General features: G+C 68.7%; 18 protein-coding genes. 7 read left to right on the top strand and 11 right to left on the bottom strand.

The window, feature by feature from the left end; all coding sequences use genetic code 11:
* Positions 1–84: 84 nt before the first annotated feature.
* Entirely contained in the window at positions 85–3954 is a 3870-nt protein-coding gene (hrpA, locus tag P3F85_RS04095) for an ATP-dependent RNA helicase HrpA (RefSeq protein WP_374009978.1), read from the top strand.
* A gap of 81 nt (positions 3955–4035) precedes the next feature.
* Here the strand turns inward: hrpA and P3F85_RS04090 are convergent, their stop codons facing one another.
* The 7 genes from P3F85_RS04090 to P3F85_RS04060 form a co-directional block, all read right to left on the bottom strand.
* A complete protein-coding gene (locus P3F85_RS04090) occupies positions 4036–4818 on the bottom strand; it encodes an SDR family oxidoreductase (RefSeq protein WP_374009977.1) in 783 nt (260 codons plus the stop codon).
* A gap of 49 nt (positions 4819–4867) precedes the next feature.
* On the bottom strand, positions 4868–5644 hold the full coding sequence (locus P3F85_RS04085; RefSeq protein ID WP_374009976.1) for an amino acid ABC transporter ATP-binding protein: 777 nt from the start codon (positions 5642–5644) through the stop codon (positions 4868–4870).
* Positions 5641–6624: an amino acid ABC transporter permease gene (locus P3F85_RS04080; RefSeq protein ID WP_374009975.1), complete on the bottom strand. Its 984-nt coding sequence runs from the start codon at positions 6622–6624 to the stop codon at positions 5641–5643. Before P3F85_RS04080 ends, P3F85_RS04085 begins: the two co-directional genes overlap by 4 nt.
* A gap of 5 nt (positions 6625–6629) precedes the next feature.
* Positions 6630–7529 (bottom strand): ABC transporter substrate-binding protein, encoded by a 900-nt coding sequence (locus tag P3F85_RS04075; protein ID WP_374009974.1) that lies wholly within the window; start codon positions 7527–7529, stop codon positions 6630–6632.
* A 235-nt stretch (positions 7530–7764) separates the two neighbouring features.
* Positions 7765–8643 carry a sulfurtransferase gene (locus P3F85_RS04070; protein WP_374009973.1) on the bottom strand — a complete coding sequence of 293 codons (879 nt, stop codon included), beginning with the start codon at positions 8641–8643 and terminating at the stop codon, positions 7765–7767.
* Position 8644: 1 nt separating this feature from the next.
* Entirely contained in the window at positions 8645–9634 is a 990-nt protein-coding gene (locus P3F85_RS04065) for a ribonucleotide-diphosphate reductase subunit beta (protein ID WP_374009972.1), read from the bottom strand.
* A 118-nt stretch (positions 9635–9752) separates the two neighbouring features.
* The gene (locus P3F85_RS04060; RefSeq protein WP_374009971.1) at positions 9753–12257 is read right to left on the bottom strand and encodes a ribonucleoside-diphosphate reductase subunit alpha; all 2505 of its coding nucleotides are present in this window, start codon (positions 12255–12257) and stop codon (positions 9753–9755) included.
* Between the two features lie 263 nt (positions 12258–12520).
* Between P3F85_RS04060 and P3F85_RS04055 the strand changes: the two genes are divergently transcribed.
* On the top strand, positions 12521–13732 hold the full coding sequence (locus P3F85_RS04055) for an MFS transporter (RefSeq protein ID WP_374009970.1): 1212 nt from the start codon (positions 12521–12523) through the stop codon (positions 13730–13732).
* 242 nt (positions 13733–13974) lie between these two features.
* Positions 13975–14859 (top strand): DUF559 domain-containing protein, encoded by an 885-nt coding sequence (locus P3F85_RS04050; RefSeq protein WP_374009969.1) that lies wholly within the window; start codon positions 13975–13977, stop codon positions 14857–14859.
* Between the two features lie 86 nt (positions 14860–14945).
* Here the strand turns inward: P3F85_RS04050 and P3F85_RS04045 are convergent, their stop codons facing one another.
* Both P3F85_RS04045 and P3F85_RS04040 read right to left on the bottom strand, forming a co-directional pair.
* Positions 14946–15926 carry an aldo/keto reductase gene (locus tag P3F85_RS04045; RefSeq protein WP_374009968.1) on the bottom strand — a complete coding sequence of 327 codons (981 nt, stop codon included), beginning with the start codon at positions 15924–15926 and terminating at the stop codon, positions 14946–14948.
* A 19-nt stretch (positions 15927–15945) separates the two neighbouring features.
* A complete protein-coding gene (locus tag P3F85_RS04040; RefSeq protein ID WP_374009967.1) occupies positions 15946–17040 on the bottom strand; it encodes an ABC transporter permease in 1095 nt (364 codons plus the stop codon).
* Between the two features lie 95 nt (positions 17041–17135).
* Here P3F85_RS04040 and P3F85_RS04035 point away from each other — a divergent pair, with 95 nt between their 5' ends.
* Positions 17136–17738, top strand: a complete 603-nt coding sequence (locus P3F85_RS04035) for a TetR/AcrR family transcriptional regulator (RefSeq protein ID WP_374009966.1) — start codon at positions 17136–17138, stop codon at positions 17736–17738.
* 63 nt (positions 17739–17801) lie between these two features.
* On the opposite strand, the gene P3F85_RS04030 is transcribed toward P3F85_RS04035, so the two are convergent.
* Positions 17802–18374 (bottom strand): TetR/AcrR family transcriptional regulator, encoded by a 573-nt coding sequence (locus tag P3F85_RS04030; protein ID WP_374009965.1) that lies wholly within the window; start codon positions 18372–18374, stop codon positions 17802–17804.
* A 57-nt stretch (positions 18375–18431) separates the two neighbouring features.
* On the opposite strand from P3F85_RS04030, the gene P3F85_RS04025 reads away from it, so the two are divergent.
* The 3 genes from P3F85_RS04025 to P3F85_RS04015 all read left to right on the top strand — a co-directional run bounded on the left by P3F85_RS04025 (position 18432) and on the right by P3F85_RS04015 (position 21556).
* Complete coding sequence (locus tag P3F85_RS04025; protein ID WP_374009964.1) at positions 18432–19187, top strand: SDR family NAD(P)-dependent oxidoreductase; 756 nt, start codon at positions 18432–18434, stop codon at positions 19185–19187.
* Positions 19188–19260: 73 nt separating this feature from the next.
* Complete coding sequence (locus P3F85_RS04020; protein ID WP_374009963.1) at positions 19261–20427, top strand: acyl-CoA dehydrogenase family protein; 1167 nt, start codon at positions 19261–19263, stop codon at positions 20425–20427.
* A 19-nt stretch (positions 20428–20446) separates the two neighbouring features.
* Complete coding sequence (locus P3F85_RS04015) at positions 20447–21556, top strand: aminopeptidase P family protein (protein ID WP_374009962.1); 1110 nt, start codon at positions 20447–20449, stop codon at positions 21554–21556.
* 17 nt (positions 21557–21573) lie between these two features.
* Here the strand turns inward: P3F85_RS04015 and P3F85_RS04010 are convergent, their stop codons facing one another.
* Positions 21574–21990, bottom strand: coding sequence for a DUF3054 domain-containing protein (locus P3F85_RS04010; RefSeq protein ID WP_374009961.1), 417 nt, complete (start codon positions 21988–21990; stop codon positions 21574–21576).
* Between the last annotated feature and the right edge of the window lie 122 nt (positions 21991–22112).

Below are 22112 nucleotides of genomic sequence, written 5' to 3'. Positions count from 1 at the left end.
CGGGTTGAGCCGAACCTACGTCACCGACCGCCGCGGGGCAACGCCCCCGGGCGGGGTGCGATGCGCGGATAGAATGGAAGGCTCATGTCTTCCGTCGGAACCCTCCCCCGCATCGACTTCCCGCCCGAGCTGCCCGTCAGCCGGATGCGGGACGACATCGCGCGCGCCATCCGCGACAACCAGGTCGTGATCGTGGCCGGCGCCACGGGTTCGGGCAAGACGACGCAGCTTCCCAAGATCGCCCTGGAGCTCGGCCGCACGAGCATCGGACACACCCAGCCCCGGCGCCTGGCGGCCCGGACGATCGCCGAGCGGATCGCCGAGGAGCTCGGGCAGTCGGTGGGCGAGCTGGTCGGCTACCAGGTCCGGTTCACCGACAAGGTCTCGCGGGCGACGCGGATCAAGCTGATGACCGACGGCATCCTGCTGAACGAGCTGCGGCGCGACCGGATGCTGCGCGCCTACGACACGATCATCATCGACGAGGCGCACGAGCGGAGCCTCAACATCGACTTCCTGCTCGGCTACCTCAAGCAGCTGCTGCCGCAGCGTCCCGACCTCAAGCTCATCATCACGTCGGCGACCATCGACCCGCAGAGCTTCGCCGAGCACTTCGCCTCGGCCGACGGAACGCCCGCGCCGATCGTCGAGGTCTCGGGCCGCACCTACCCCGTCGAGATCCGCTACCGTCCCCTCGTCGCCGAGGCGATGGAGGAGGACGACGACGATCCGGACCCGATGCCCGCCGTCGACCGCGACTACCTTCAGGGCATCAACGAGGCCCTCGACGAGCTGGCGCGCGAGGACCGTGGGGACGTACTCGTCTTCCTCTCGGGCGAGAACGAGATCCGGGATGCGGCCGACGCCATTCGCGGCCGCAATCTGCCCGGAACCGAGGTGCTCCCGCTGTACGGCCGGCTCTCCGCCGCGGAGCAGCACCGGGTGTTCCAGCCCTCGACCCAGCCGGGCGTCCGCCGTCGTGTGGTGCTCGCCACCAACGTCGCCGAGACGAGCCTCACCGTGCCGGGCATCAAGTACGTGGTGGATGCGGGAACCGCCCGGATCAGCCGCTACAGCACGCGGGCCAAGGTTCAGCGCCTCCCCATCGAGGCCATCTCGCAGGCCAGCGCCAACCAGCGCTCGGGCCGGTCGGGCCGCACCAGCGACGGCATCGCCATCCGCCTGTACTCGCAGGAGGACTTCGAGAAGCGGCCGGAGTTCACGGAGCCGGAGATCCTCCGCACCAACCTGGCTGCGGTCATCCTGCAGATGATCTCGCTCGGGCTGGGCGACATCGCGGCCTTCCCCTTCCTCACCCCGCCCGACTCGCGCGGCATCAAAGACGGGCTCGACCTCCTCACCGAACTCGGCGCGATCACCTCGGCCAAGGACGTCTCGAAGCTGACGGCGGTCGGTCGTCAGCTGGCGCAGCTCCCCATCGACCCCCGGTTCGCCCGGATGGTGGTCGAATCCAAGCGGCATGGCACCTCCCGCGAGGTCATGGCGATCGTCGCGGGCCTCACCATCCAGGACCCGCGCGAGCGCCCCGTCGAGAAGCGGGGCAGCGCCGACGAGAAGCACGCTCGCTTCGCCGACCCGACGAGCGACTTCCTCACCCTGCTCAACCTCTGGAACTACCTGGAGGAGAAGCAGAAGGAGCTCTCGTCGAGCGCCTTCCGCCGGCTGTGCAAGGCCGAGTACCTCAACTTCCTGCGCGTGCGCGAGTGGCAGGATGTCTACCGCCAGCTCCGGCAGCTGGCCAAGCCGCTTGGGTTGACCATCGGCGAGCCGTCGGTCAATCCGGACGGCATCCACCGCTCGTTGCTCGCCGGCCTGCTGTCGCACATCGGGCTGAAGGATGTGCGCGAGTCGGGCAACAAGGGTGGCGCGCGCGGCGCCCGGCAAGCCGAGTACCTCGGTGCCCGCCAAACGCGCTTCGTCATCTTCCCCGGCTCCACCCTCGCCAAGAAGCAGCCGAACGCTCTGATGAGTGCCGAGCTCGTGGAGACCTCACGCCTGTTCGCCCGGATGAACGCCTCCATCGACCCGGCCTGGGCCGAGCCGATCGCGGGCGACCTCTGCAAGCGGCAGTACAGCGAGCCGCATTGGGAGAAGGGGCAGGGCGCTGTCGTCGCCTACGAGCGCGTCACCCTGTTCGGTGTGCCGATCATCCCCCGCCGCCGCGTGCAGTACGCCCGGATCGACGCCGGGCTGTCCCGCGAGCTGTTCATCCGGCACGCGCTGGTCGACGGCGAGTGGGACTCGCACCAGGCGTTCGATCGCGCCAACCGCACGCTCCGCGCCGAGCTGCGCGAACTGGAGGAGCGGACGCGCCGTCGCGACATCCTCAACGACGATGAAGCGGTCTTCGAGTTCTACGACAAGCGCATCCCGGTGGATGTCGTGTCCACCCGGTCATTCGAGGGCTGGTGGAAGAAGGCGCGACAGGAGACGCCGGACCTCCTGACCATGACGCAGGACGCGCTGCTCGACGACGACGCCGCGGAGATCGACGAGGAGGCGTTCCCGCCGGTGTGGCGCCAGGGGGACCAGCGGCTCGCCCTCCGCTACCGGTTCGAGCCAGGCGCGGAGGACGACGGCGTCACCGTCCAGGTCCCGTTGCCGCTGCTCGCCGGGCTCCTGCCGGACGGGTTCGACTGGCAGGTGCCGGGGCTCCGGCACGAGCTGGTGACCGCCCTGATCAAGTCGCTGCCGAAAGCCATCCGGCGCCAGGTCGTCCCCGCGGCGGACTGGGCGCAACGCCTGCTCGGGGAGCTCTCCGGCACCGCCGGGATGCGCGCCCACGAGGGCGAGCGGCCGGCGGCATCCCTCGTCGACACCCTCGCGGCGACGATCTCGCGCCTGACCGGGTCGCGGGTCAGCGGGACCGATTTCGACCTCGACCGGCTGCCGCCGCACCTGCGGCCGACGTTCCAGGTCGTCGGCGAGCGCGGCCGGCCGATGGCTAGCGGGAAGGATCTCGGGGCGCTGCAGGACCGGCTGCGGTCGCGCGCCCGCGACTCGGTCGCCGCCGTTGCGGAAGCCCGGACCCCGAACGCCCTCGAACGCACCGGGCTGAGCACGTGGGACTTCGATGAGCTGCCGCGTTTCGTCGACTCCACGCACACCGGACCCGGCGGCACGCAGAACGTGATCCGCGCCTACCCGGCGCTCGTCGACGATGGATCGTCGGTGAGCATCCGCCTCCTGGGCACACCCGCCGAGCAGGCTCGCGCCATGCCGGGCGGGGTGCGGCGGCTGCTCCTCGCGAGTGTCCCCTCCCCCGTCGCCTATGTGCAGCAGCACCTGACGTCCAACGAGAAGCTCACCCTCGCCGCGAGCCCGTACCCGAACACGAAGGCACTGTTCGACGACTGCCTGCTCGCGGTGGTCGACTCGGTGCTGTACCGGATGAAGCCCGACGGCCAGGTGTTCATGCGGGCGGAGTTCGAGGCGGTGCGGGATCGGGTGTCCGGCATCGTGATGGATGCGATGTTCGAGACGGTCGCGCTCGTCACGCGCATCTTGACCGCCGCCCGCACCGCGGACAAGGCGATCTCCAGCGTCACGGCGCTCACCTACCTGGCGGCGCTCAATGACGCGAAGGGTCAGCTCGCCGGGCTGGTCTACGCCGACGGGAGCGGCCGGGGCTTCGTGTCGGCGACCGGGCTGGAGCAGCTGCGGCAGCTGCCGCGCTACCTTGCCGGGATCACGCAGCGGATGCAGGCGCTGCCGACCAACCCCGGGCGCGACCGCGCCTGGCAGACGCAGGTGGAGACCGCCGTGGCGCTCTACACGGACGCCGGCGGCCGCATCCCGCTCGCTTCGGACGCTTCGCCCGCGCTGGTCCACGCCCGCTGGATGCTCGAGGAGTTCCGCGTCTCGCTCTTCGCCCAGTCCCTCGGCACCGCCGAGTCCGTCTCCCTCCCCCGCATCCGCAAGGTCCTCACCTGACCCCAGCCGTCGAGCACAGGAAAATTGTTGCCCATGCGCTCGATTCGCAACACTTTTCCTGTGCTCGGCGGCTAGCGCTGGTTAGACGGGGAGGTGGAAGCCGCCGTTGGAGTGGAGGAGCTGGCCGTTGATCCAGCCGCCGGAGGGTGAGAGGAGGAAGGCGACGAGGTCGGCGGTGTCGTGGGGGGTGCCCAGACGGCCGAGCGCAGTTTCAGAGGCGAGCGATGCGGCGAGGTCGGGCGTCATCCAGCCGGTGTCGATCGGGCCGGGGTTGATGAGGTTCGCGGTGATGCCCAGGTGGGCCAGCTCGACCGCCGCGGCGATCACGATGCGGTCGAGCGCGCCCTTGCTCGCGCCGTACGGGAGGTTGTGCGCGGTGTGGTCACTCGTGAGGGCGAGGATGCGCCCGAGCCCGGAGAAACCCAACGGGAACTGCTCCGCGAAGGCCTTGATGAGCAGCCAGGTACCGCGCGTGTTGACGGCGAAATGCGCGTCGAACGCTTCGACGCTGGTGTCGAGCAGGCCACTGTCGACGGAGTGCGCGTGGCTGGCGACCAGCGCCTGGATCGGGCCGAGGCCGGCCCGCACGCGATTGACCGCGAGCGCCGGCGCATCCGCGTGCGAAAGGTCGACGGCCACCGGAAGCGCGCGGGCGCCGAGCGCCCGCAGCTCATCGGCGAAGACGTCGTGAGCGCGCTCCTGCGCACCCCACGGCATCTCGGCGTCGTAGTCGTCCCAGAACGCGAAAGCGACGTCCCAGCCGAGCGCGGCCTGATTGCGGGCGATGGCAGCGCCGATCGACTCCGGCCGGCTCGCGCCGGTCACGAAGACGACGGGACGTGAGGAGCGGGCGTCGTTGTCCATCCGACGATTCTGTCAGACGGCCGACGCCCGCTCTCCCTCTCGTTGAGAGCTACAGCACCTTCGACAGGAACGCCTGCGTCCGCTGGTGCTGGGGGTTGCTGAGCACCTCGCGCGGGTCGCCCGACTCCACGACCACGCCGCCGTCCATGAAGACCAGCTCGTCCGCGACCTCGCGCGCGAAGCCCATCTCGTGCGTCACGACGATCATCGTCATGCCGCTCGCAGCGAGGCCCTTCATCACGTCGAGCACTTCGCCGACGAGCTCCGGGTCGAGGGCCGAGGTGGGCTCGTCGAACAGCATCAGCTTCGGATCCATCGCCAGCGCCCGGGCGATCGCGACCCGCTGCTGCTGGCCGCCGGACAGCTGCGACGGGTAGTGGTCGCCCTTGTCGCTGAGGCCGACGCGCAGCAGCAGTTCGTTGGCGCGCTCCACCGCCTTCGCCTTCGAGAGGCCCTTCACGCGGATGGGCGCCTCGATGATGTTCTCCAGCGCCGTCATGTGCGGGAACAGATTGAACCGCTGGAACACCATCCCGATCTCGCGGCGCTGGCGGGCGGCCTCCTTCGGCTTCAGCTCGTAGAGCTTGTCGCCGTGCTGGCGGTAGCCCACGACCTCGCCGTCGACCGAGAGTCGGCCGGCGTCGACCCGCTCCAGGTGGTTGATGCAGCGCAGGAACGTCGACTTGCCGGAACCGGACGGGCCGATGATGCACAGCACCTCGCCCTGGTTGACCTTCAGGTCGATGCTCTTCAGCACCTCGTTCGAGCCGAAGCTCTTCGAGACGCCCTCCGACAGCACCATCGGTGTCGTCTTCGTGTCGGTCATCCCTTGCCTCCGAGGTCGTTTCCGTCGGGTGCGCCGGCGGCCGGCAGGGCGCCGGTCGCGAGTGCGGGTTCCATGCGGTCCGGACGCCGCGCGTTGACGCCGCGCGAGAACCGCTTCTCGAGGAAGTACTGCCCGATCATCAGCAGGGACGTGAACAGCAGGTACCAGAGCGATGCCACGATGAGCAGCGGGATGGGCGTGTACGTCACCGCCGAGATGTCGCGCGCGACGCCGTACAGGTCGGTGGTCAGCGGGATGGCCGCGACCAGCGAGGTGGTCTTCAGCATCGAGATCACCTCGTTGCCGGTCGGCGGGATGATGACGCGCATGGCCTGCGGGATGACGATGCGGGTCATCGTCTGACCCCACGACATACCGAGCGCCGTTGCCGCCTCCTCCTGGCCCGAGTCGACCGACAGCAGGCCGGCCCGCACGATCTCCGCCATGTACGCGGCCTCGTTCAGGGCGAGACCGATGATCGCGATGATGAACGCGTTCTGCATGAAACCGAGATCGAAGTGGACACCGATGTCCGTCCACGGCACACCGAGGAAGATCTGCGGATAGATCAGCGAGAACAGGCCCCAGAAGACCAGCTGCACGTAGACCGGGGTACCGCGGAAGACCCACAGGTAGACCCACGCGACCGACTTGACGACGGGGTTCGGCGACTGGCGCATCACCGCGAGAATGAGACCCAGGATGACGCCGATGATCATCGAGAAGACGGTCAGTTCGAGAGTGACGAGCGCGGCGGCACTGATGCGCTTGTCGAAGACGTACTTGCCGACGTACTGCCAGCCGTACGCGGAGCGCTGGGACGCGTCGATGACGAACCAGACGACCAGCAGGATGAGGATGACGGCGAAGACGATCCGCCACGGGTGCCTGAGCTTGATCGCCTTGATCGGCTCAGAGCGGGAGCCCGCCGGCGACGGGACGGATCCCGTCGCCGGCCGAGCGGTGTTGCCCTGTGACATGAAGGTCAGCCCTTCGAGGCGGCGTTGACCTCGGCGGTCTTCACCGCGCCGTCGGCGACACCCCACTTGTCGAGGATCTTCGTGTAGGTGCCGTCATCGATCAGCGCCTGGACGGTCTTCTGCAGGACGGGGACCAGCTTCGAGTCCTTCTTGACCGGGAGGCCGTACGGCGCCTCGTCGAAGGTCTTGCCCGCCTCCTGCAGCTTGCCGCTCGACTTCGAGATCGCGTAAAGGGTGACGGGCGAGTCGGCGCTGAGCGCGTCGGCCTTGCCCAGGATGACCGCGTTGGTCGCGTCGTCCTGGTTGTCGTAGCGAAGCGCCTGGATGGCGGGCTTGCCCGCATCGGTGCAGGCCTTGGACTTGGCGGGAACCTCGTCGGTGTCCTCGTACGTCGTCGACTGGACGGCGACCTTCAGACCGCACGCGTTCTCGGGGTCGACCGTCTTGCCCTTCGCCGATGCCCAGAGGATTCCGGCCGAGTAGTAGTTGACGAAGTCGACCTGCTGCTCACGCTCGGTCGTGTCGGTGAACGACGACATCCCGAAGTCGTCCTTGCCTCCGGTGATGCTCGGGATGATGTTGTCGAACTTGGCGATCGCGAAGTCGACCTTCAGGCCGAGCTTCGCCGCGATCGCGTTGGTGAGGTCGACCTCCCAGCCGACCGGCTTGCCGTTGTCGTCCTTGAACTCGTTCGGCGGGTACGTGTTGTCCATGCCGACGACGAGCTTGCCGGCGTCCTTGACGTTCTGGGGCAGCTGCCCCGCGAGGGTGTCGTCCTTCTTCACGTCCGCCGCGGCGCTCGACGTTGAGCCGGATGACGGAGTGGAGTTGTCGACACAACCGGTGAGCGCGAGCGCTGCAACGGCGGCGACAGCGGCGATGGGAACCGCAGATCGGATGCGCATGATTGTCGTTGTCCTTCTTCCTGGTGCAGGAATGTGAATGCAGGTGTTGCACGGGTAAGGGGAGGATACCGCAGCGGCGAGGCCGTCCCTCAACACTAATTCTCGTTGCAAACAGCGTTTTTCGCGGACGTTTCCGGCAGATTTCTGAGGGTTTGGCGGCGAAATCCGCCGTTCAGGCCGCGCGGCGACCCGAAACGGGCGTGCAGATCCACCCGGCCGCTCGGGTCTCGTTTGGCTATCGGTTCCCGGTGGCGACCGCTCGCGCGGGATCGTTGGACCACGCGGAGTACGACCCGGCGTAGAGCGACGGCATGGGCAACCCTGCCGAGACCATCGCGAGAGCTTCGTGCGCGGCGGTCACGCCCGAGCCGCAGTAGACACCGACAGGCGTGTCGGCGTCGATGCCGAACGCCGCGAAGCGCGCCGCGAGGGCGTCCGGCGGCAGCATCCGGCCGTCGGCATCCACGTTGTCGGTCGTCGGCGCGCTGACCGCACCCGGGATGTGGCCCGGGCGGGGATCGACCGGCTCGACCTCGCCGCGGAACCGCTCGGCGGCGCGGGCGTCCAGCAGCACGCCGTCGCGCGCGAGGGCCTCGGCGGCGTCCCCGTCGAGCGTCGGGAGCGCACCGAACCGCAGGGTGACCGTGCCGGGAGTCGGGACCACCGTCTCCGTCTCGATAGGCAGCCGTGCGTCGCGCCAGGCGGCCAGGCCGCCGTCGAGGACGCGGACGTCACGAACGCCCGCGTGCCGCAGCAGCCACCAGGCGCGCGCAGCGGAGGTGCCGGCGACATCGTCGTAGACGACCACCGCATCCCCGTCGTCGAGGCCCCAGCGCCGGGCCGCCTCCTGGAAGTCGGCCTCGGCCGGGAGCGGATGGCGCCCGTCGGTCGGCAGGCCGTGGCCCGCCAGTTCGGTCTCGAGATCGACGTATACCGCGCCGGGAATGTGGCCGCGCTCGAACTCCTCACGCCCGGGCGGCCCGCCCAGACTCCACCGTACGTCGAGGACGTGCCACGACGACCGCCGCCGGCCGGCGACGCTCCACAGGGACTCAGCCCCGAGAGCGACGTCGAGCGCGGCGGCGGTGATCAGTGACGGGAGTTCGGAGGCCATCTCAGCGTCCGCTGGACGCCTTGGCGTTCGACTCGTAGGACGTGTTGGTGGCCTCGAAGAAGTTCACCAGCTCCAGGGTGTCGTTCGCCGTCGCCATCCACTTGGCCGGGTTGGAGACCTTGTACTCGGCCTCGAAGCCCAGCTCCTCCAGACGGCGGTCGGCCAGGTAGCGGACGTACTGGTTGATGTAGTTGGCGTTGAGGCCCAGGATCCCGCCCGGCAGGAGGTCGCGGTTGTACTGCTCCTCCATCTCGACGGCATCCAGGATCATCTGACGGATCTCGCCGGCGAACTCCGGCGTCTGGAGCTCGGGGTTCTCTTCCAGCACGGTCAGGATGAGGTTGATGCCGAACTTGAGGTGCAGCGACTCGTCGCGCACCACCCAGTCGATCAGCGATCCGAAGTTGCGGAGCAGGTTCCGCTGACGGAACGACAGTGCCACCATGAAGCCCGAGTAGAACCAGATCCCCTCGAGGATGACGTTGTACGCCACCAGGTTGCGGATGAAGTCCTGCTTGCCCTCGGTGGTGGTGATGTCGAGGGTCTGCTCGGTCATCCGCTTGATGAAGCTGACCTCGAACTCCTCCTTCTTCGCCATCGACGGCACGTCGACGTGGGAGTTGTACGCCTGCTCGCGGTCGATCGGGAACGTCTCGAGGACGTACTCGAACGACATGCAGTGGTTCGCCTCCTCCCACATCTGCTTGGCGAGGTAGAGGTGCGCCTCGGCCGCGTTGATGTAGGGGTAGACGCCGAACGCGAGGGCCTTGTTCACCAGCAGCTCGTTCGGGTTGAAGTAGCTCATCAGGAACGTGACCGCGTGGCGCTCTTCGTCCGTCATGCGCTTGAAGTCGGCGATGTCCTCGCCCAGCTGGATCTCGTTCGGGAACCACGTGTTCGCCACGGCCTGGTCGTACAGGTCCATCGCCCACTGGTACTTGACGGGCTTCAGCAGAAGGCCCTCTTCGATTCCGGTGCCCAGAATCCCCATGGTGTTACTCCTCGTTGCTTACGGGCGTTGCGTCTACGGGCGGATTACTGGCAGGACTCGCACTGCAGGTCGTCCATCGGGTCGACCGGCACGTAGTAGTCCTCGATCTTGGTGCTGTTCACTTGCTCTCACCACCCGGGGTGCTGTTGGAGGTGAGGCCGCCGAAGCCGAAGCCACGACGTGCCGGGGCGGTCGCCGGAGCGGTCTCGGTGACGGCGGGAGCCGCAGCCGGCGTGGCGGCGGGAGCGCCCGCGCCGACGGTGGCGAAGCCCTTGCGGCCGCCCGAGATCTCCTCGGCCTTGTTGACCTTGACGGTCGACTGCTCGGCCTGGTGGCGCGGCTTCATGTGGAGGTAGTACGTCGTCTTGACGCCCTTCTCCCAGGCCGCGTAGTAGATGTCCATCATGTCGCCGAGATCGCGCGTCTCGAGGTACATGTTGCGGCTGATTGCCTGGTCGATCCACTTCTGGGCGCGGGCCGCGACTTCGATGAAGGCGTACGGCGAGAGCTGGAAGCTCGTCTTGAACGTCTCCTTGATCTCGTCCGGGATCTCGGCGATGTTCTGGATGTCGCCCTGCGAGCGGAGGATCGCCTCGCGGACGTCCTGCCAGATGCCGCGCTCCTGGAGCGTCTCGACCAGGTTGCGGTTGACCTCGAGGAACTTGCCCGACGAGGTGGACCGGCTGAAGATCTGCGAGAACTGCGGGTCGAAGCCGGGGGTGGTGCCGGCGACGAGCCCGATGGACGCGGTGGGCGCGATGGCCATCAGGGTGGCGTTGCGCATGCCGCCCTTGACCTTCTCGCGGAGGCGGTCCCAGTCGAGGCGGATGGTGCGGTCGACGGTGATCGGGAGTCCGCGGTCGGCCTCCGTCAGCGCGATCGAGTCGTAGGGCACGAGTCCCTGCGACCAGCGCGAGCCCTCGAAGTTCGGGTAAGCGCCGCGCTCCTGCGCCAGGTCGGCGCTCTCGTCGATGGCCGCATACGAGACGTGCTCCATGATCTCGTCGATCAGGGCGTACGCCTCCTCGCTCTCGTAGCTGAGGCCGAGCTTCTCGACGACGTCGGTGAAGCCCATGACGCCCAGGCCGATGGCGCGGTTCTGCTGGTTCGAGAAGTCGGCCTCGTCGACGCTCGACACCGTGATGTCGATGAGGTTGTCGAGCTGGCGGACGGCCTGGCGTGCGCTCGCCTCGATGCGCTCGTAGTCCATCTTCCCGTCGACCAGGTGGCGCGACAGGTTGATGGAGGCGAGGTTGCAGACGGAGACGTTGTCGCGGTCCTGCGGCAGCGTGATCTCGGTGCAGAGGTTGGAGAGGTGGATCGTGCCCGTGTTGTTGTTGAGGGCGCGGTTGTTGATCGTGTCCTTCCAGGTCAGCCACGGGTGGCTGGTGGTCTGGAGGCTCATCAGGATGTCCTTGAACTGCGCACGAGCGCTGATCTTCTTGAACATGTGCATGTTGCCGGCCTCGGCCTCGGCGATGTAGTGGGCGTAGCGCTCCGAGAACGCCTTGCCGTACAGCTCGTTGAGGTCGGGCACCTCGAGCGGGTCGAAGAGGTACCAGTCCTCGTCGTTCTGGACGCGCTTCATGAACTCGTCGCTGATCCAGACCGCGGTGTTGGCGGTGCGGGTGCGGCGGTACGGGTCGCCCGAGTTCTGGCGCAGGTCCAGGAACTCCGGGAAGTCCATGTGCCAGTTCTCCATGTAGAAGCACAGGGCGCCGAACTTCTTGCCACCGCGGCTGACCGCGCGGAGCACCGAGTCGATCGTGTGCATGAAGGGGATGGGACCGGTCGACGTCGTGTTGTTCGAGCGGATGGGCGAGCCCTGCGCGCGGAGCTTCGTAACCGAGAGGCCGATGCCGCCGGTGCCCTTGGTGAGCCACATGACGTCGCGGACGCTCTTGGCGATGTGCTCGATGTCGTCCTGCATCTCCATGACGAAGCAGTTGGAGAGCTGCGGGTACGCGGTGCCCGCGTTGACCAGCGTGGAGCCCGCGGCCAGGTACTCCAGCTTGGACATCTTGTCGTAGAAGGCGATGGCGTGGCTGGTGGGGTCGGCCTCGTTGAGGGAGAGGCCCATCGCGATGCGCATCCAGAAGAACTGCGGCACCTCGAGGGAGTCGCCGTTGCGCGCCTTGATGCCGTAGCGGTTGTTGAGGGTGACGACGCCGATGTACTTGAGCAGCTCGTCCCGCGAGGGGTCGAGGTAGCCGGCGAGGCGGTCCAGGTCGAAGGCCGTGGTGAAGCGGCCGTCGAGCAGCGTCTCGGAGACACCGCGCTCGATGTACTTCCGGAAGAGGGAGGTGTGGAGCTCGACCAGTTCGTCGTGGGTCTCGTAGTCGCCGAGGACGCGCTTGTAGATCGTCTTGAGGAGGAGGCGTGCGGCGACGGTGTCGAACGCCGGGTCGTCCTTGACGTTCTGCAGGGCGACCTGGATGACCGCCTCGTCGAGCTGCTGGGTGGTGATGCCGTCGAACAGCGTGAGCTCGAGCTCACTGGCGATCTGCGTCACCCACGTGATGTTCTCGTCCAGACCCTGGGCCGCGTTCTCGATGGCCAGGTTGATCTTGTTGGCGTCGTACGGCTCCCGCTCGCCGTTGCGCTTGACGACTGTGATACCCACTGTCTCTCCCTCATAGATGTGCCGCTGAAACGGCGGAAAACCCCACGGAAACAGGCCGTCGGCGTCCCCCGCCGACCAACCCTGCCTTACGTGCTCGACCACTATATAGCGGGGGTCCGACATTTCCATCCCCCCACATCTAGTGGGCGTGTCGTCCACAGTTGGGGAGAACTTATGCACAGTTTCCACACCCCGCGAAGGGGGGACGCGGCCCTGTGGAGTCACCCCCGGCGGGACGCTGCGGACCGATAGTGTGGTCGATTGTGAGCAGCTATTCGAGCCTTCTGAAGACGCCGGGCGTCGCCCGCATCATCGCGGCCCAGCTCACCGCGCGCTTCCCGTTCGGGATGCTCTCGCTCGCGTTCCTGCTCCACATCGAGCGCGTCCACCACTCGTACGGTGCGGCCGGGCTCGTGCTCGGAGCCATGAGCATCGGTCAGGCGATCGCGGGTCCCATGACCAGCCGGCTGATGGGCGTGCTCGGGATGCGCGTCGTGCTGTGGACGACCCTGCTCCTGTGCTCCGCCGCCGTCGCCGCGATCGGGCTGTTCGTCATGCCCATCCCGGTGACCATGGCGGTCGCGTTCTTCGCCGGGCTGTGCATGCCGCCCATCCAGCCGGCCGTGCGCACCATCTACCCGAAGATGGTCAACTCCCGGCAGCTCACTCCCCTCTTCTCGCTCGACGCGTCGGCGCAGGAGATCATCTGGATCGCGGGGCCGGTGGCGATCACCTTCGTCTCCACCCAGATCGGCACGGTCGAGGGCATCCTCATGTCGGTGGCGATCATGCTCGCCGGCGGCTTCTGGTTCATCTCCTCGCCCGAGGTCGGGCGGGTGCGCATCCCGCGCAGCAAGCGGCGCTTCGGGACGGTGCTGGCGCGGCCTCCCGTGCTGCTCGCCACGGTCGTCGGCTTCCTGCTCATCGGGTCGTGCTCGGCCGTCGAGGCGGGCGTCGTCGCGACCTTCGGGGACGGGTCGCCGCTGGCCGGAATCGTGCTCGCCATCTGGTCGCTCGGGTCTCTGGTCGGCGGACTCGCGCTCGGCCACATCCCGATCGGCCCCTGGGCGACCGCGCGCCGGATGCTCATCGTCTTCGTCGGCGTGGTGCTCTCGTCGTTCATGCTCTGGTCGTGGTGGGGTCTCTCGCTCACCCTGCTCATCGCGGGACTCGGCATCGCGCCTGCCCTCGCGGTGCTGTTCGCGATCGTGTCGGCGAGCGTGAAGTTCTCGGACACGGCCGAGGCGTACGGCTGGGTCGGCACGGGCCAGCTGATCGGCGCGGCGCTCGGCTCCGCGCTCGCGGGCTTCCTCATCGACGGCGTCGGTCCCGTCGGTGCGTTCTGGGCGGCGGCCGCCTTCGCCTTCGTGGGCTTCGTCGTCCCGGCGCTGGCGCACCGTGTCCACCCCGACCTGCGCGGCCGCGACGCCTCCCCCATCCCCGACACCGAGCCCGTCCCCGTCCAGCCCTCCTGACCCGCCCCCTCCTCTCCCCTCCCTCCCCCCCTCCCTCATCAGCGCCGAGTTGCGACACGATGTCGCAACTCGCGCTGTATTCGGGCAACGACTCACGACTCGCTCTGCCCGGCGATACGCGGGCTCGCCGAGTTGCGACATCCTGTCGCTTTTCGGCGCGGCATTGCGCAACGACTCACCACTCGATTCGGCACTGTGGATAACTTTCGGCGCCAAATGCGCGAAGACGGCAGGGTGTGGGCATGGGTCGATACGCCACTCCGCTTCCCGGACGGTTCTCCTGGGCGCCGTTCCGGGTGACGGACGCCACCGCAGCGGGCATCGGCAACGGGCGGTTGCGCGGATCCGATCTGATGAGACCGGTGCGCGGCGTTCGCGCTCCGGCAGACGCCGATCTGCCGACGCGCTGCAGGGCCCTCCTGCTTCACCGTCCTGCCGGTATGGCCTTCAGCCACACCACGGCGGCCCAGCTCTACGGCGCCCCGCTTCCATTCCGGCTCGATACCGACACCATCCACGTCACGGTGACAGCGCCCTCCCGCGCACCCCAGATCTCCGGTGTCATCGGGCACGTCGCCCGTCGCGCACACACCACGCTGCGCAACGGGCTCCCTCTTACGAGCCCCGCAGCCACGTGGCTCGATCTGGCCGCCACGCTAAGACGCCACGAGCTCGTGGCCGTCGGAGACTACCTGCTGGCCCAAGGGTTGACGACAGCCGAAGAACTCGCAGAAGCGCTGGACGACGCGCTCGGACGACGCGGAGTTGCGGCCGCCAGACTGGCGCTCCCCCTCCTGCGCGAGGGGTCAGAATCGCCCGCTGAGAGTGCCCTGAGGGTAGTCCTCCACGATGCAGGCGTGGTTCCGCCGTGCTTGAACTACCGTATCCACTCCCGGGAAGGGACGTTCGTCGCGCGCGTCGACATGGCCTACCCGGACCAGCGGCTCGTCATCGAGTACGAGGGCGACCACCATCGCATCGATCGCGATCAGTGGCACAAGGACATCCGCAGACAGGCTCGTTTGGAGGATCTCGGCTGGCGCGTGATCCGGGCGACGGCGGCCGACCTGACCGATCCGGATGACTTCCTGCTCCGGATTCGGCGCGCCCTGGCTCGCGAATGGTGAGTCGTTGCGCGAATGCCGCGCGAGTTGCGACATCTTGTCGCAACTCGGCGGAGAGGAGGGGGCGGAGGGAGGGGGGGCGGGGGGGGTTACCAGCGGGGGTGGATGGCGGCGCGGAAGTGGGCGTCGTAGATGCGGTGGACGGCGGCGTCGAACCCGTCGGGGAGGCGGAGGGACGCGGCGGCGGCGTTCGCGCGCGCCTGCTCCGGGGAGCGCGCACCGGGGATCACGGTGGTCACGCCGTCCTGGGCCACGATCCAGGCGATCGCGGCCTGCGCCGGGGTCGCACCCTCCGGCACGAGCTCGGCGAACTCGCGCGCCGCCTTCACGCCCTCGTCGAAGTCCACGCCCGAGAACGTCTCGCCGACGTCGAACGCCGAGCCGTCACGGTTGTAGGTGCGGTGATCGTCCGCCGCGAACGTCGTCTGCTCGGTGTACCGGCCGCTCAGCAGGCCCGACGCGAGCGGGACGCGCGCGATGATGCCGACCCCCGCCTCCCGGGCAGCGGGGAGCACGCGGTCGAGCGGCTTGAGCCGGAAGGCGTTCAGGATGATCTGCACCGTCGCCGTGCCGGGGCGCGCGATCGCGGCGAGCGCCTCATCCACCGTCTCGACACTGACTCCGTAGTTCTCGATCGCGCCCTCGTCGACGAGCGTGTCGAGAGCGTCGTAGACGGCGTCGCTCGAGAACACCGGAGTGGGCGGGCAGTGCAGCTGGACCAGGTTCAGCCGGTCGACGCCGAGGTTGCGGCGCGAGCGGTCCGTCCACTCCCGGAACCTGGCGAGGGTGAAGTTGGCGGGATCCTGCGCCTCGCGCCGGCCCATCTTGGTCGCGACGGTCAGCGGGAGCTCGGGATGCTCGGAGACGAAGCGTCCGATGATCTGCTCGCTCCGGCCGTCGCCGTAGACGTCGGCCGTGTCGAAGAACGTGACCCCGGACTCGGCCGCGGCCTGCAGCACACCGAGGGCGTCGTCCTCGGAGACGTCACCCCAGTCCGCTCCGAGCTGCCAGGTGCCGAGTCCGACGACCGATACGTCCCGTCCGGTCCCACCGAGGATGCGCTGTTCCATACCGCCCAGCGTATGCGCATCACACCGCCGCCTCGGTCACCTCCTGGTTGCGGAAGTGACCGGCGAGCATCCCGATCACGCCGAGGGCGGCCCAGCCGAGGAGCACGAGCCACGGGAACGTGGAGTCGGCGTCCGGGAAGTACGACAGGTCGCGCAACAGGGTGACCGATGCTCCTGGCACGAACCACTGGCCGACCGCGCCCCACGGCCCGACCATGAACTGGAGCGGCTGGGCCGCGGCCGACAGCGGGTTGCCGACCAGGACGGTCAGCACCGCGCCGAGGGCGATCCCGGCGCGCCCGATGAGGGCGTTCATCCCGACGATGAACGACGCCGTCGCGAACATCGACAGTCCGACCGCGAGTGCATTCAGCCAGAAGTCCCCCTGCAGGATGCCGAACCAGCCCTGCAGGATGCCCGTCACCGCGAGACCGCCGACCACGGCGTACACACCGACTGCGGCAAGGCGGCGCCAGCTTCCCGCGACGAGGATGGAGATCAGAACGCCGCCGAGCATCCCGCCGAGGACCAGCGGGAACGATGCCGCGGTGAGCCCCAGTCCGCGGGAGTCGGTCGAGGCGAGCGGCACGATGTCGGTCACTTTCACGGTGATCGTCGGAGCCTCCGTCCCTGCCGGAGCCCGGCCCGATGCGACCGCCTGGTGCACTGCGGCGTCCGCCCGCTGCTGCGCCTGCGCCTGGAGCCTGCCCGCGACCTGGCCGAGGATCTGGCTGACGGCCGCGCCGTTCGCGGACGCCGTCAGCACCTCCGGCTGATCGCCGAGGACGATGGCACCGTAGACGTCGCGGGTGCGGATGAGGTCGACGGCGTCCTGCCGAGTGGATACCGCCCTCACATCGAAGGCGCCATCGGCAGCGGAGTCCAGTTGCTTCTCGACGGCGCTGACCGCGGTGCTGCTTCCCGCGATCGCGAGGGGCAGATCCTTCACCGTGGAGGTGATTGTCGGCCAGAGGAAGGCGAGCAGGACGATGACCACCGCCGCGGCGGCAGCGACCGCGAGCAGCAGCGATCGGAGCCACGGGGTGTGCGGCGTGGGCGCCGGGGCGGGGATGGCCGGGGGTGCCGTGTCGGGGCGAGCGGGTGCGCTGATCATGATGTCCTCCAAAACGAATGCTCGTTCTTTATGGTGAGGCCGCGATGCGCTATTGTCAAGAACGTTCATTCTTTTTGCGAGGACGGAGCCGGTCTGTGCCCAAGGTCACCGAGGAGCACCGCACCGCGAGACGCCGCCAGATCGCCGACGCGGCGCTGCGCTGCTTCGCGCGCACCGGCTTCCAGCAGACCTCGATGGCGGACATCATCGCGGAGTCCGGCCTCTCCGCCGGGGCCATCTACGGCCACTACAAGAGCAAGGAAGAACTGGTCGAACTGGCGGTGACGGAGATTCTCGACGCCCGCTTCGTCGACCTCGCCGAGGCGAAGCGGCGCGACCCACAGCCCTCCCCCGCCGAGCTCGTCGGCCTCCTCGTCCGCGGCCTCACCAGCCAGATCGGCGACCTGCGGCTTCTGCTCCAGGTGTGGGGCCAGGTGCCGATCAACCCCGCCCTGGCGCGCCTGGCGGAACGGATCGGCACGCGCATCCGCACGATGTTCGCCGACTACCTGGCGGAATGGTACGAGCGGTACCGCGGTCTCGATCCCCAAAGCGCCCGCCGGGCAGCGGAGGACGACGCCCCCCTCTATGTCGGCATCGTGCAGGGTTACGTGGTGCAGACGGTCCTGTTCGCCGATTTCGATGGCGAGCACTACCTCGCAGCGGTCGAACGGATGAACCCGCGCCCGAGCCGCTGACCACTGGCTGGGCTGTGCCCGGCCCGACAGCGCCCGGCCCGACAGCGCCCGGCCCGACCGCGCTCAGCCCCCCGGCCACCACGCCGGAGTGAGGCGTCCGACCAGCGCGAGGAACGCATCCACATCGCGCGGCCGGGGCCGGCTCAGCCAGACGTCGATCGCGCCGATGGTCCCGTCGGCGAGCCAGCGGGCGATGGCCCGCCGGTCGGTGTCGTCGGAGGCGGGCACGACCAGGCTGTGCTGTTCGAGAAGCAGCTCGACGGAGCTCTGGAAATGCTCGCTGAGCATCGCGTGCAGGCTGGCGGCGCCGCTCTCCGCGCCGAGCCCCCGCCGGTAGATGACATCGTGGGCGTCGACGTGCCGGAGCACCGCGCGCGTGACTCCGGTCACCGCGTCGGCCGCGTCGGAGGGCTCGACGCCGACGAGGTACTCGGCGCGCAGCTCATCGAGCTCCGAACGCAGCACCCGCTCCAAAAGGTCGGCGGGCGACGTCGCGTACTCGTAGACGGTGGACCGGTGGACGCCGGCGGCGGCCGCGAGCGCGGACACGCTCACCTCGGTCACCGGGCCCTGGGTCGCCAGGTCGAGCACCACCGCGCTGAGGCGGGCGAGGGTCTTCTGCTGGCGGGCATCCACCGAACGATCGTACAATGGACTTATCCGACATGTGTCGGATAACGAGAGGAGATTTTCATGGCTCAGTACGATGTCGCCGGACGGTCCGCGATCGTGACCGGAGGCGGCTCGGGCATCGGCCGAGCGGTCGCTCTGACACTCGCCCAGAGCGGTGCGTCCGTTCTGGTGACCGACCTCAACGAGAAGAACGCCGAAGCCGTCGTCGCAGAGATCGCTGCAGCCGGCGGAAGCGCCAGGGCGCTGGCGGGGGATGTGACCGACCCGGCCTTCGCCGCCGCGAGCGTCGCCGCTGCGAACGAACTCGCGCCCCTCCGCATCGCCGTCAACAACGCCGGGATCGGTGGCGCCTCGGCCCCCGTCGGCGATTACCCACTCGACTCCTGGCGCGCAGTGATCGAGGTCAACCTCAACGCCGTCTTCTACGGGATGCAGGCGCAGCTCGACGCGATCGGCGCGAACGGCGGCGGAGCGATCGTCAACATGGCGTCCATCCTGGGCAGCGTCGGCTTCGCGAACTCGTCGGCCTACGTCACCGCGAAGCACGCACTGCTGGGCCTGACGCAGAATGCGGCACTGGAGTATGCGGGCAAGAACGTGCGCGTCGTCGCGGTCGGCCCGGGCTTCATCCGCACGCCGCTCGTCGCCGCCAACCTGGATGCGGATACGCTGAGCTTCCTCGAGGGCAAGCACGCTCTCGGGCGCCTGGGCGAACCGGAGGAGGTCGCCTCGCTGGTCGCCTTCCTCGCGTCGGATGCCGCCAGCTTCATCACGGGCAGCTATCACCTGGTCGACGGCGGCTACACCGCCCAGTAGTCCACAGGCACGGGTTCTCCACAGATTCCCGGCCCTCTGCCGCGCCCGGTCACGCTCGCCTAATGTGAAGAGCGTGACTGAGCACGACACCCCCGATCCCCTCTCCGACGACCTGCTGGAGCGCTTCCGGCAGCGCGCGGCGGACTACGACCGCGACAACCGGTTCTTCACCGAAGACTTCGCCGAACTGGCCGACGCAGGCTACTTGCGCGCGCTCGTCCCCGCGGAGTTCGGCGGCCTGGGGCTCAGTCTGCACGAAACCGCACGGCTCCAGGTTCGGCTGGCCGGGGCCGCCCCGGCGACGGCGCTGGCGGTGAACATGCACCTGGTGTGGACGGGCATCGCCAAGACCCTGCGGGACCGCGGCGACGACTCGCTGGAGTTCGTGCTGCGCGAGGCGGGCGCCGGAGAGGTGTTCGCGTTCGGGCTGAGCGAGGCCGGCAACGACCTCGTCCTGTTCGGCTCGACCACAGAGGCCAGGCCCGAGCCGGACGGTTCGTACCGTTTCCACGGGCGCAAGATCTTCACCTCCCTGTCACCCGCCTGGACCCGGCTCGGAACGATGGGCCTCGACAGCACGAGCCCGGATGCACCGAAGATCGTCTACGGCTTCATCGAGCGCACCGGCGGCGGGTTCGAGATCCGTGAGGACTGGGACACGCTCGGGATGCGCGCAACGCAGAGCAACACGACCGTGCTCGACGGCGCCCGCTCGCCCGCCGACCGGATCGTGCGGCGGCTCGACCCCGGCCCCAATCCCGATCCGCTCGTCTTCGCGATCTTCGCGAACTTCGAGATCCTGCTCGCCGCGGTGTACACCGGGATCGGCGCCCGGGCGCTCGACCTCGCAGTCGCTTCCGCACACCGCCGGACGAGCCTCAAGAACGACGGCCGGAGCTACGCGAACGATCCCGACATCCGCTGGCGGGTCGCGGAGGCGGCGATCGATCAGGATGCGCTGCTCCCCCAGCTCGATGCGCTCGCGTCGGATGTCGACCGGCTCGCCGACCATGGCCGGCTCTGGTTCCCGAAGCTGGTCGGACTGAAGATCCGCGCGACGGAGACCGCGCGGCGTGTGGTCGACCAGGCCATCCGCGTGTCGGGCGGCTCGACCTTCTTCGCCGGGAACGAGCTCGGCCGCCTGTACCGCGACGTGCTGGCCGGACTCTTCCATCCGTCCGATGCCGAGTCGGCGCACAGCACGGTGGCGACGGCCTGGCTCGGACCGGTAGAAGAGTAGGCAGGGGTAGGGAGCGACGATGCAGGAGATCACCGCGCGGCACTTCGCCGAACGGCTCGAGCGAGGGGCGCGACACGCTCGTGATGCCGGCTTCGACGGCCTCATCGTCGCGCCCGGGCCCGATCTGACCTACTTCGCCGACTACCTCCCTGTGACGACCGAGCGCATCACGCTGCTGGTGATCCCGGCGGAGGGGGAACCGGCGATGCTCGTGCCGGCATTGGAGCACGGCGGTGCGTCGGAGACACGCGCGGCCGGTGCGATCCGGCTGCTCGACTGGTCGGACGGCGACGACGAGTACGTCCCGGCGGCCGGACTCCTCCGCGAGCGCGGTCGGTATGCGATCTCGGATGCGACCTGGGCCATGCATCTGCTGGGCCTCCAGCGGAAGCTGCCCGGCGCCCGGTTCGAAGCGATCTCGCACGCACTGCCCCTGCTGCGGGCGATCAAGGATCCGGACGAGGTGGACCGGCTCGCCGCCGCGGGCGCCGGGGCGGATGCCGCCTTCGAGGATGTGCTCCAGCTCCCGTTCGCCGGTCGCTCGGAACGCGACGTCGCCGCCGACCTCGACCGCCTGCTCCGCGAGCACGGGCACCAGCAGGTCGATTTCACGATCGTCGCCGCCGGGCCGGATGGCGCCGACCCGCACCACAAGCCTGGCGGGCGCATCATCGCGGACGGCGACATGGTGGTCCTCGACTTCGGCGGCCTACTCGACGGCTACGGCTCCGACACCACCCGAACCGTCCACGTCGGCGAGCCCACCGACGAAGAACGGGAGGTCTTCGACGTGGTGCGCCACGCACAGCAAGCAGCGTTCGAGGCGGTCGCTGTCGGTCTCCCCTGCCAGGAGATCGACCGAACGGCCCGCGGTGTAATCCGCGATGCGGGATATGGCGAGTACTTCATCCACCGGGTCGGCCACGGCATCGGGGTGACGACGCACGAGCCGCCCTACCTGGTCGAAGGCGAGGAACGTCCCATCGAGGCGGGGATGTGCTTCTCGATCGAGCCAGGGATCTACCTGCCGCACCGCTTCGGGGTCCGGATCGAGGACATCGTCGTCGCTGCGGACGATGGCGCGCACCGGCTCAACAACTCCAGCCGCGAGCTGCACCTGGTGGGCTGACGCCCGGGCGACGGGCCCTACGCGCGCAGCTGGGCCCGCTGCGCCTGGTGCGCGCGCCGTTCGAGGCGGACCCTGCGACGTGCGAAGGGCAACGCCACCAGCCGCCACCCGACGAGGAAGACTCCGAGGACGACGGCCGCGACCGCGATGAACGACGGCTCGACGCCCTGACCCGCCGAGGTGCGGATGAGCATCCCGAGCGCGACGGTCATGAGCCAGATGGGGACACCCGACAGCACGACGGAGAGCGGACGTCGCCACGCCCACGTGACCAGCCAGCCGACGATGAGGGCGACGAGGAACGGCCAGAGGGTCTCCACGATTCCGGCGACGGAGTTCGCCTCGCCGTGACTCCGCCGGCCGACCAGCACGAAGAGGGTCACGAGTGCCACATCGATGACGAATGCGACCAGCGCGGTCCTCCAGGGCTTCACCGTTTCAGGCTACGCGGCGTCGCCCGAGCATTGGCTGGGCGGAACCCGTGCTGATACTGACCGTTATGCGGATGGGACACCTTACCCACAATCGGCAGCCTGTCCACAGATGACCAACCCGG

The organism is Leifsonia sp. T36S-04, from assembly GCF_042465655.1.
In the GTDB taxonomy this organism is placed as follows: domain Bacteria; phylum Actinomycetota; class Actinomycetes; order Actinomycetales; family Microbacteriaceae; genus Leifsonia.
The sequence above is the reverse complement of the archived record's forward strand: the minus strand, read 5'-3'. Positions and strand labels throughout refer to the sequence as shown.

Bases quoted from the DNA above. Each gene is read 5' to 3' on its own strand.
- P3F85_RS04080 (WP_374009975.1), bottom strand. From the start codon at position 6,624: ATGTCACAGGGCAACACCGCTCGGCCGGCGACGGGATCCGTCCCGTCG.
- P3F85_RS04090 (WP_374009977.1), bottom strand. From the start codon at position 4,818: ATGGACAACGACGCCCGCTCCTCACGTCCCGTCGTCTTCGTGACCGGC.
- P3F85_RS04070 (WP_374009973.1), bottom strand. From the start codon at position 8,643: ATGGCCTCCGAACTCCCGTCACTGATCACCGCCGCCGCGCTCGACGTC.
- P3F85_RS04075 (WP_374009974.1), bottom strand. From the start codon at position 7,529: ATGCGCATCCGATCTGCGGTTCCCATCGCCGCTGTCGCCGCCGTTGCA.
- P3F85_RS04065 (WP_374009972.1), bottom strand. From the start codon at position 9,634: ATGGGGATTCTGGGCACCGGAATCGAAGAGGGCCTTCTGCTGAAGCCC.
- P3F85_RS04050 (WP_374009969.1), top strand. From the start codon at position 13,975: ATGGGTCGATACGCCACTCCGCTTCCCGGACGGTTCTCCTGGGCGCCG.
- P3F85_RS04015 (WP_374009962.1), top strand. From the start codon at position 20,447: ATGCAGGAGATCACCGCGCGGCACTTCGCCGAACGGCTCGAGCGAGGG.
- P3F85_RS04025 (WP_374009964.1), top strand. From the start codon at position 18,432: ATGGCTCAGTACGATGTCGCCGGACGGTCCGCGATCGTGACCGGAGGC.
- P3F85_RS04085 (WP_374009976.1), bottom strand. From the start codon at position 5,644: ATGACCGACACGAAGACGACACCGATGGTGCTGTCGGAGGGCGTCTCG.
- P3F85_RS04045 (WP_374009968.1), bottom strand. From the start codon at position 15,926: ATGGAACAGCGCATCCTCGGTGGGACCGGACGGGACGTATCGGTCGTC.
- hrpA (WP_374009978.1), top strand. From the start codon at position 85: ATGTCTTCCGTCGGAACCCTCCCCCGCATCGACTTCCCGCCCGAGCTG.
- P3F85_RS04040 (WP_374009967.1), bottom strand. From the start codon at position 17,040: ATGATCAGCGCACCCGCTCGCCCCGACACGGCACCCCCGGCCATCCCC.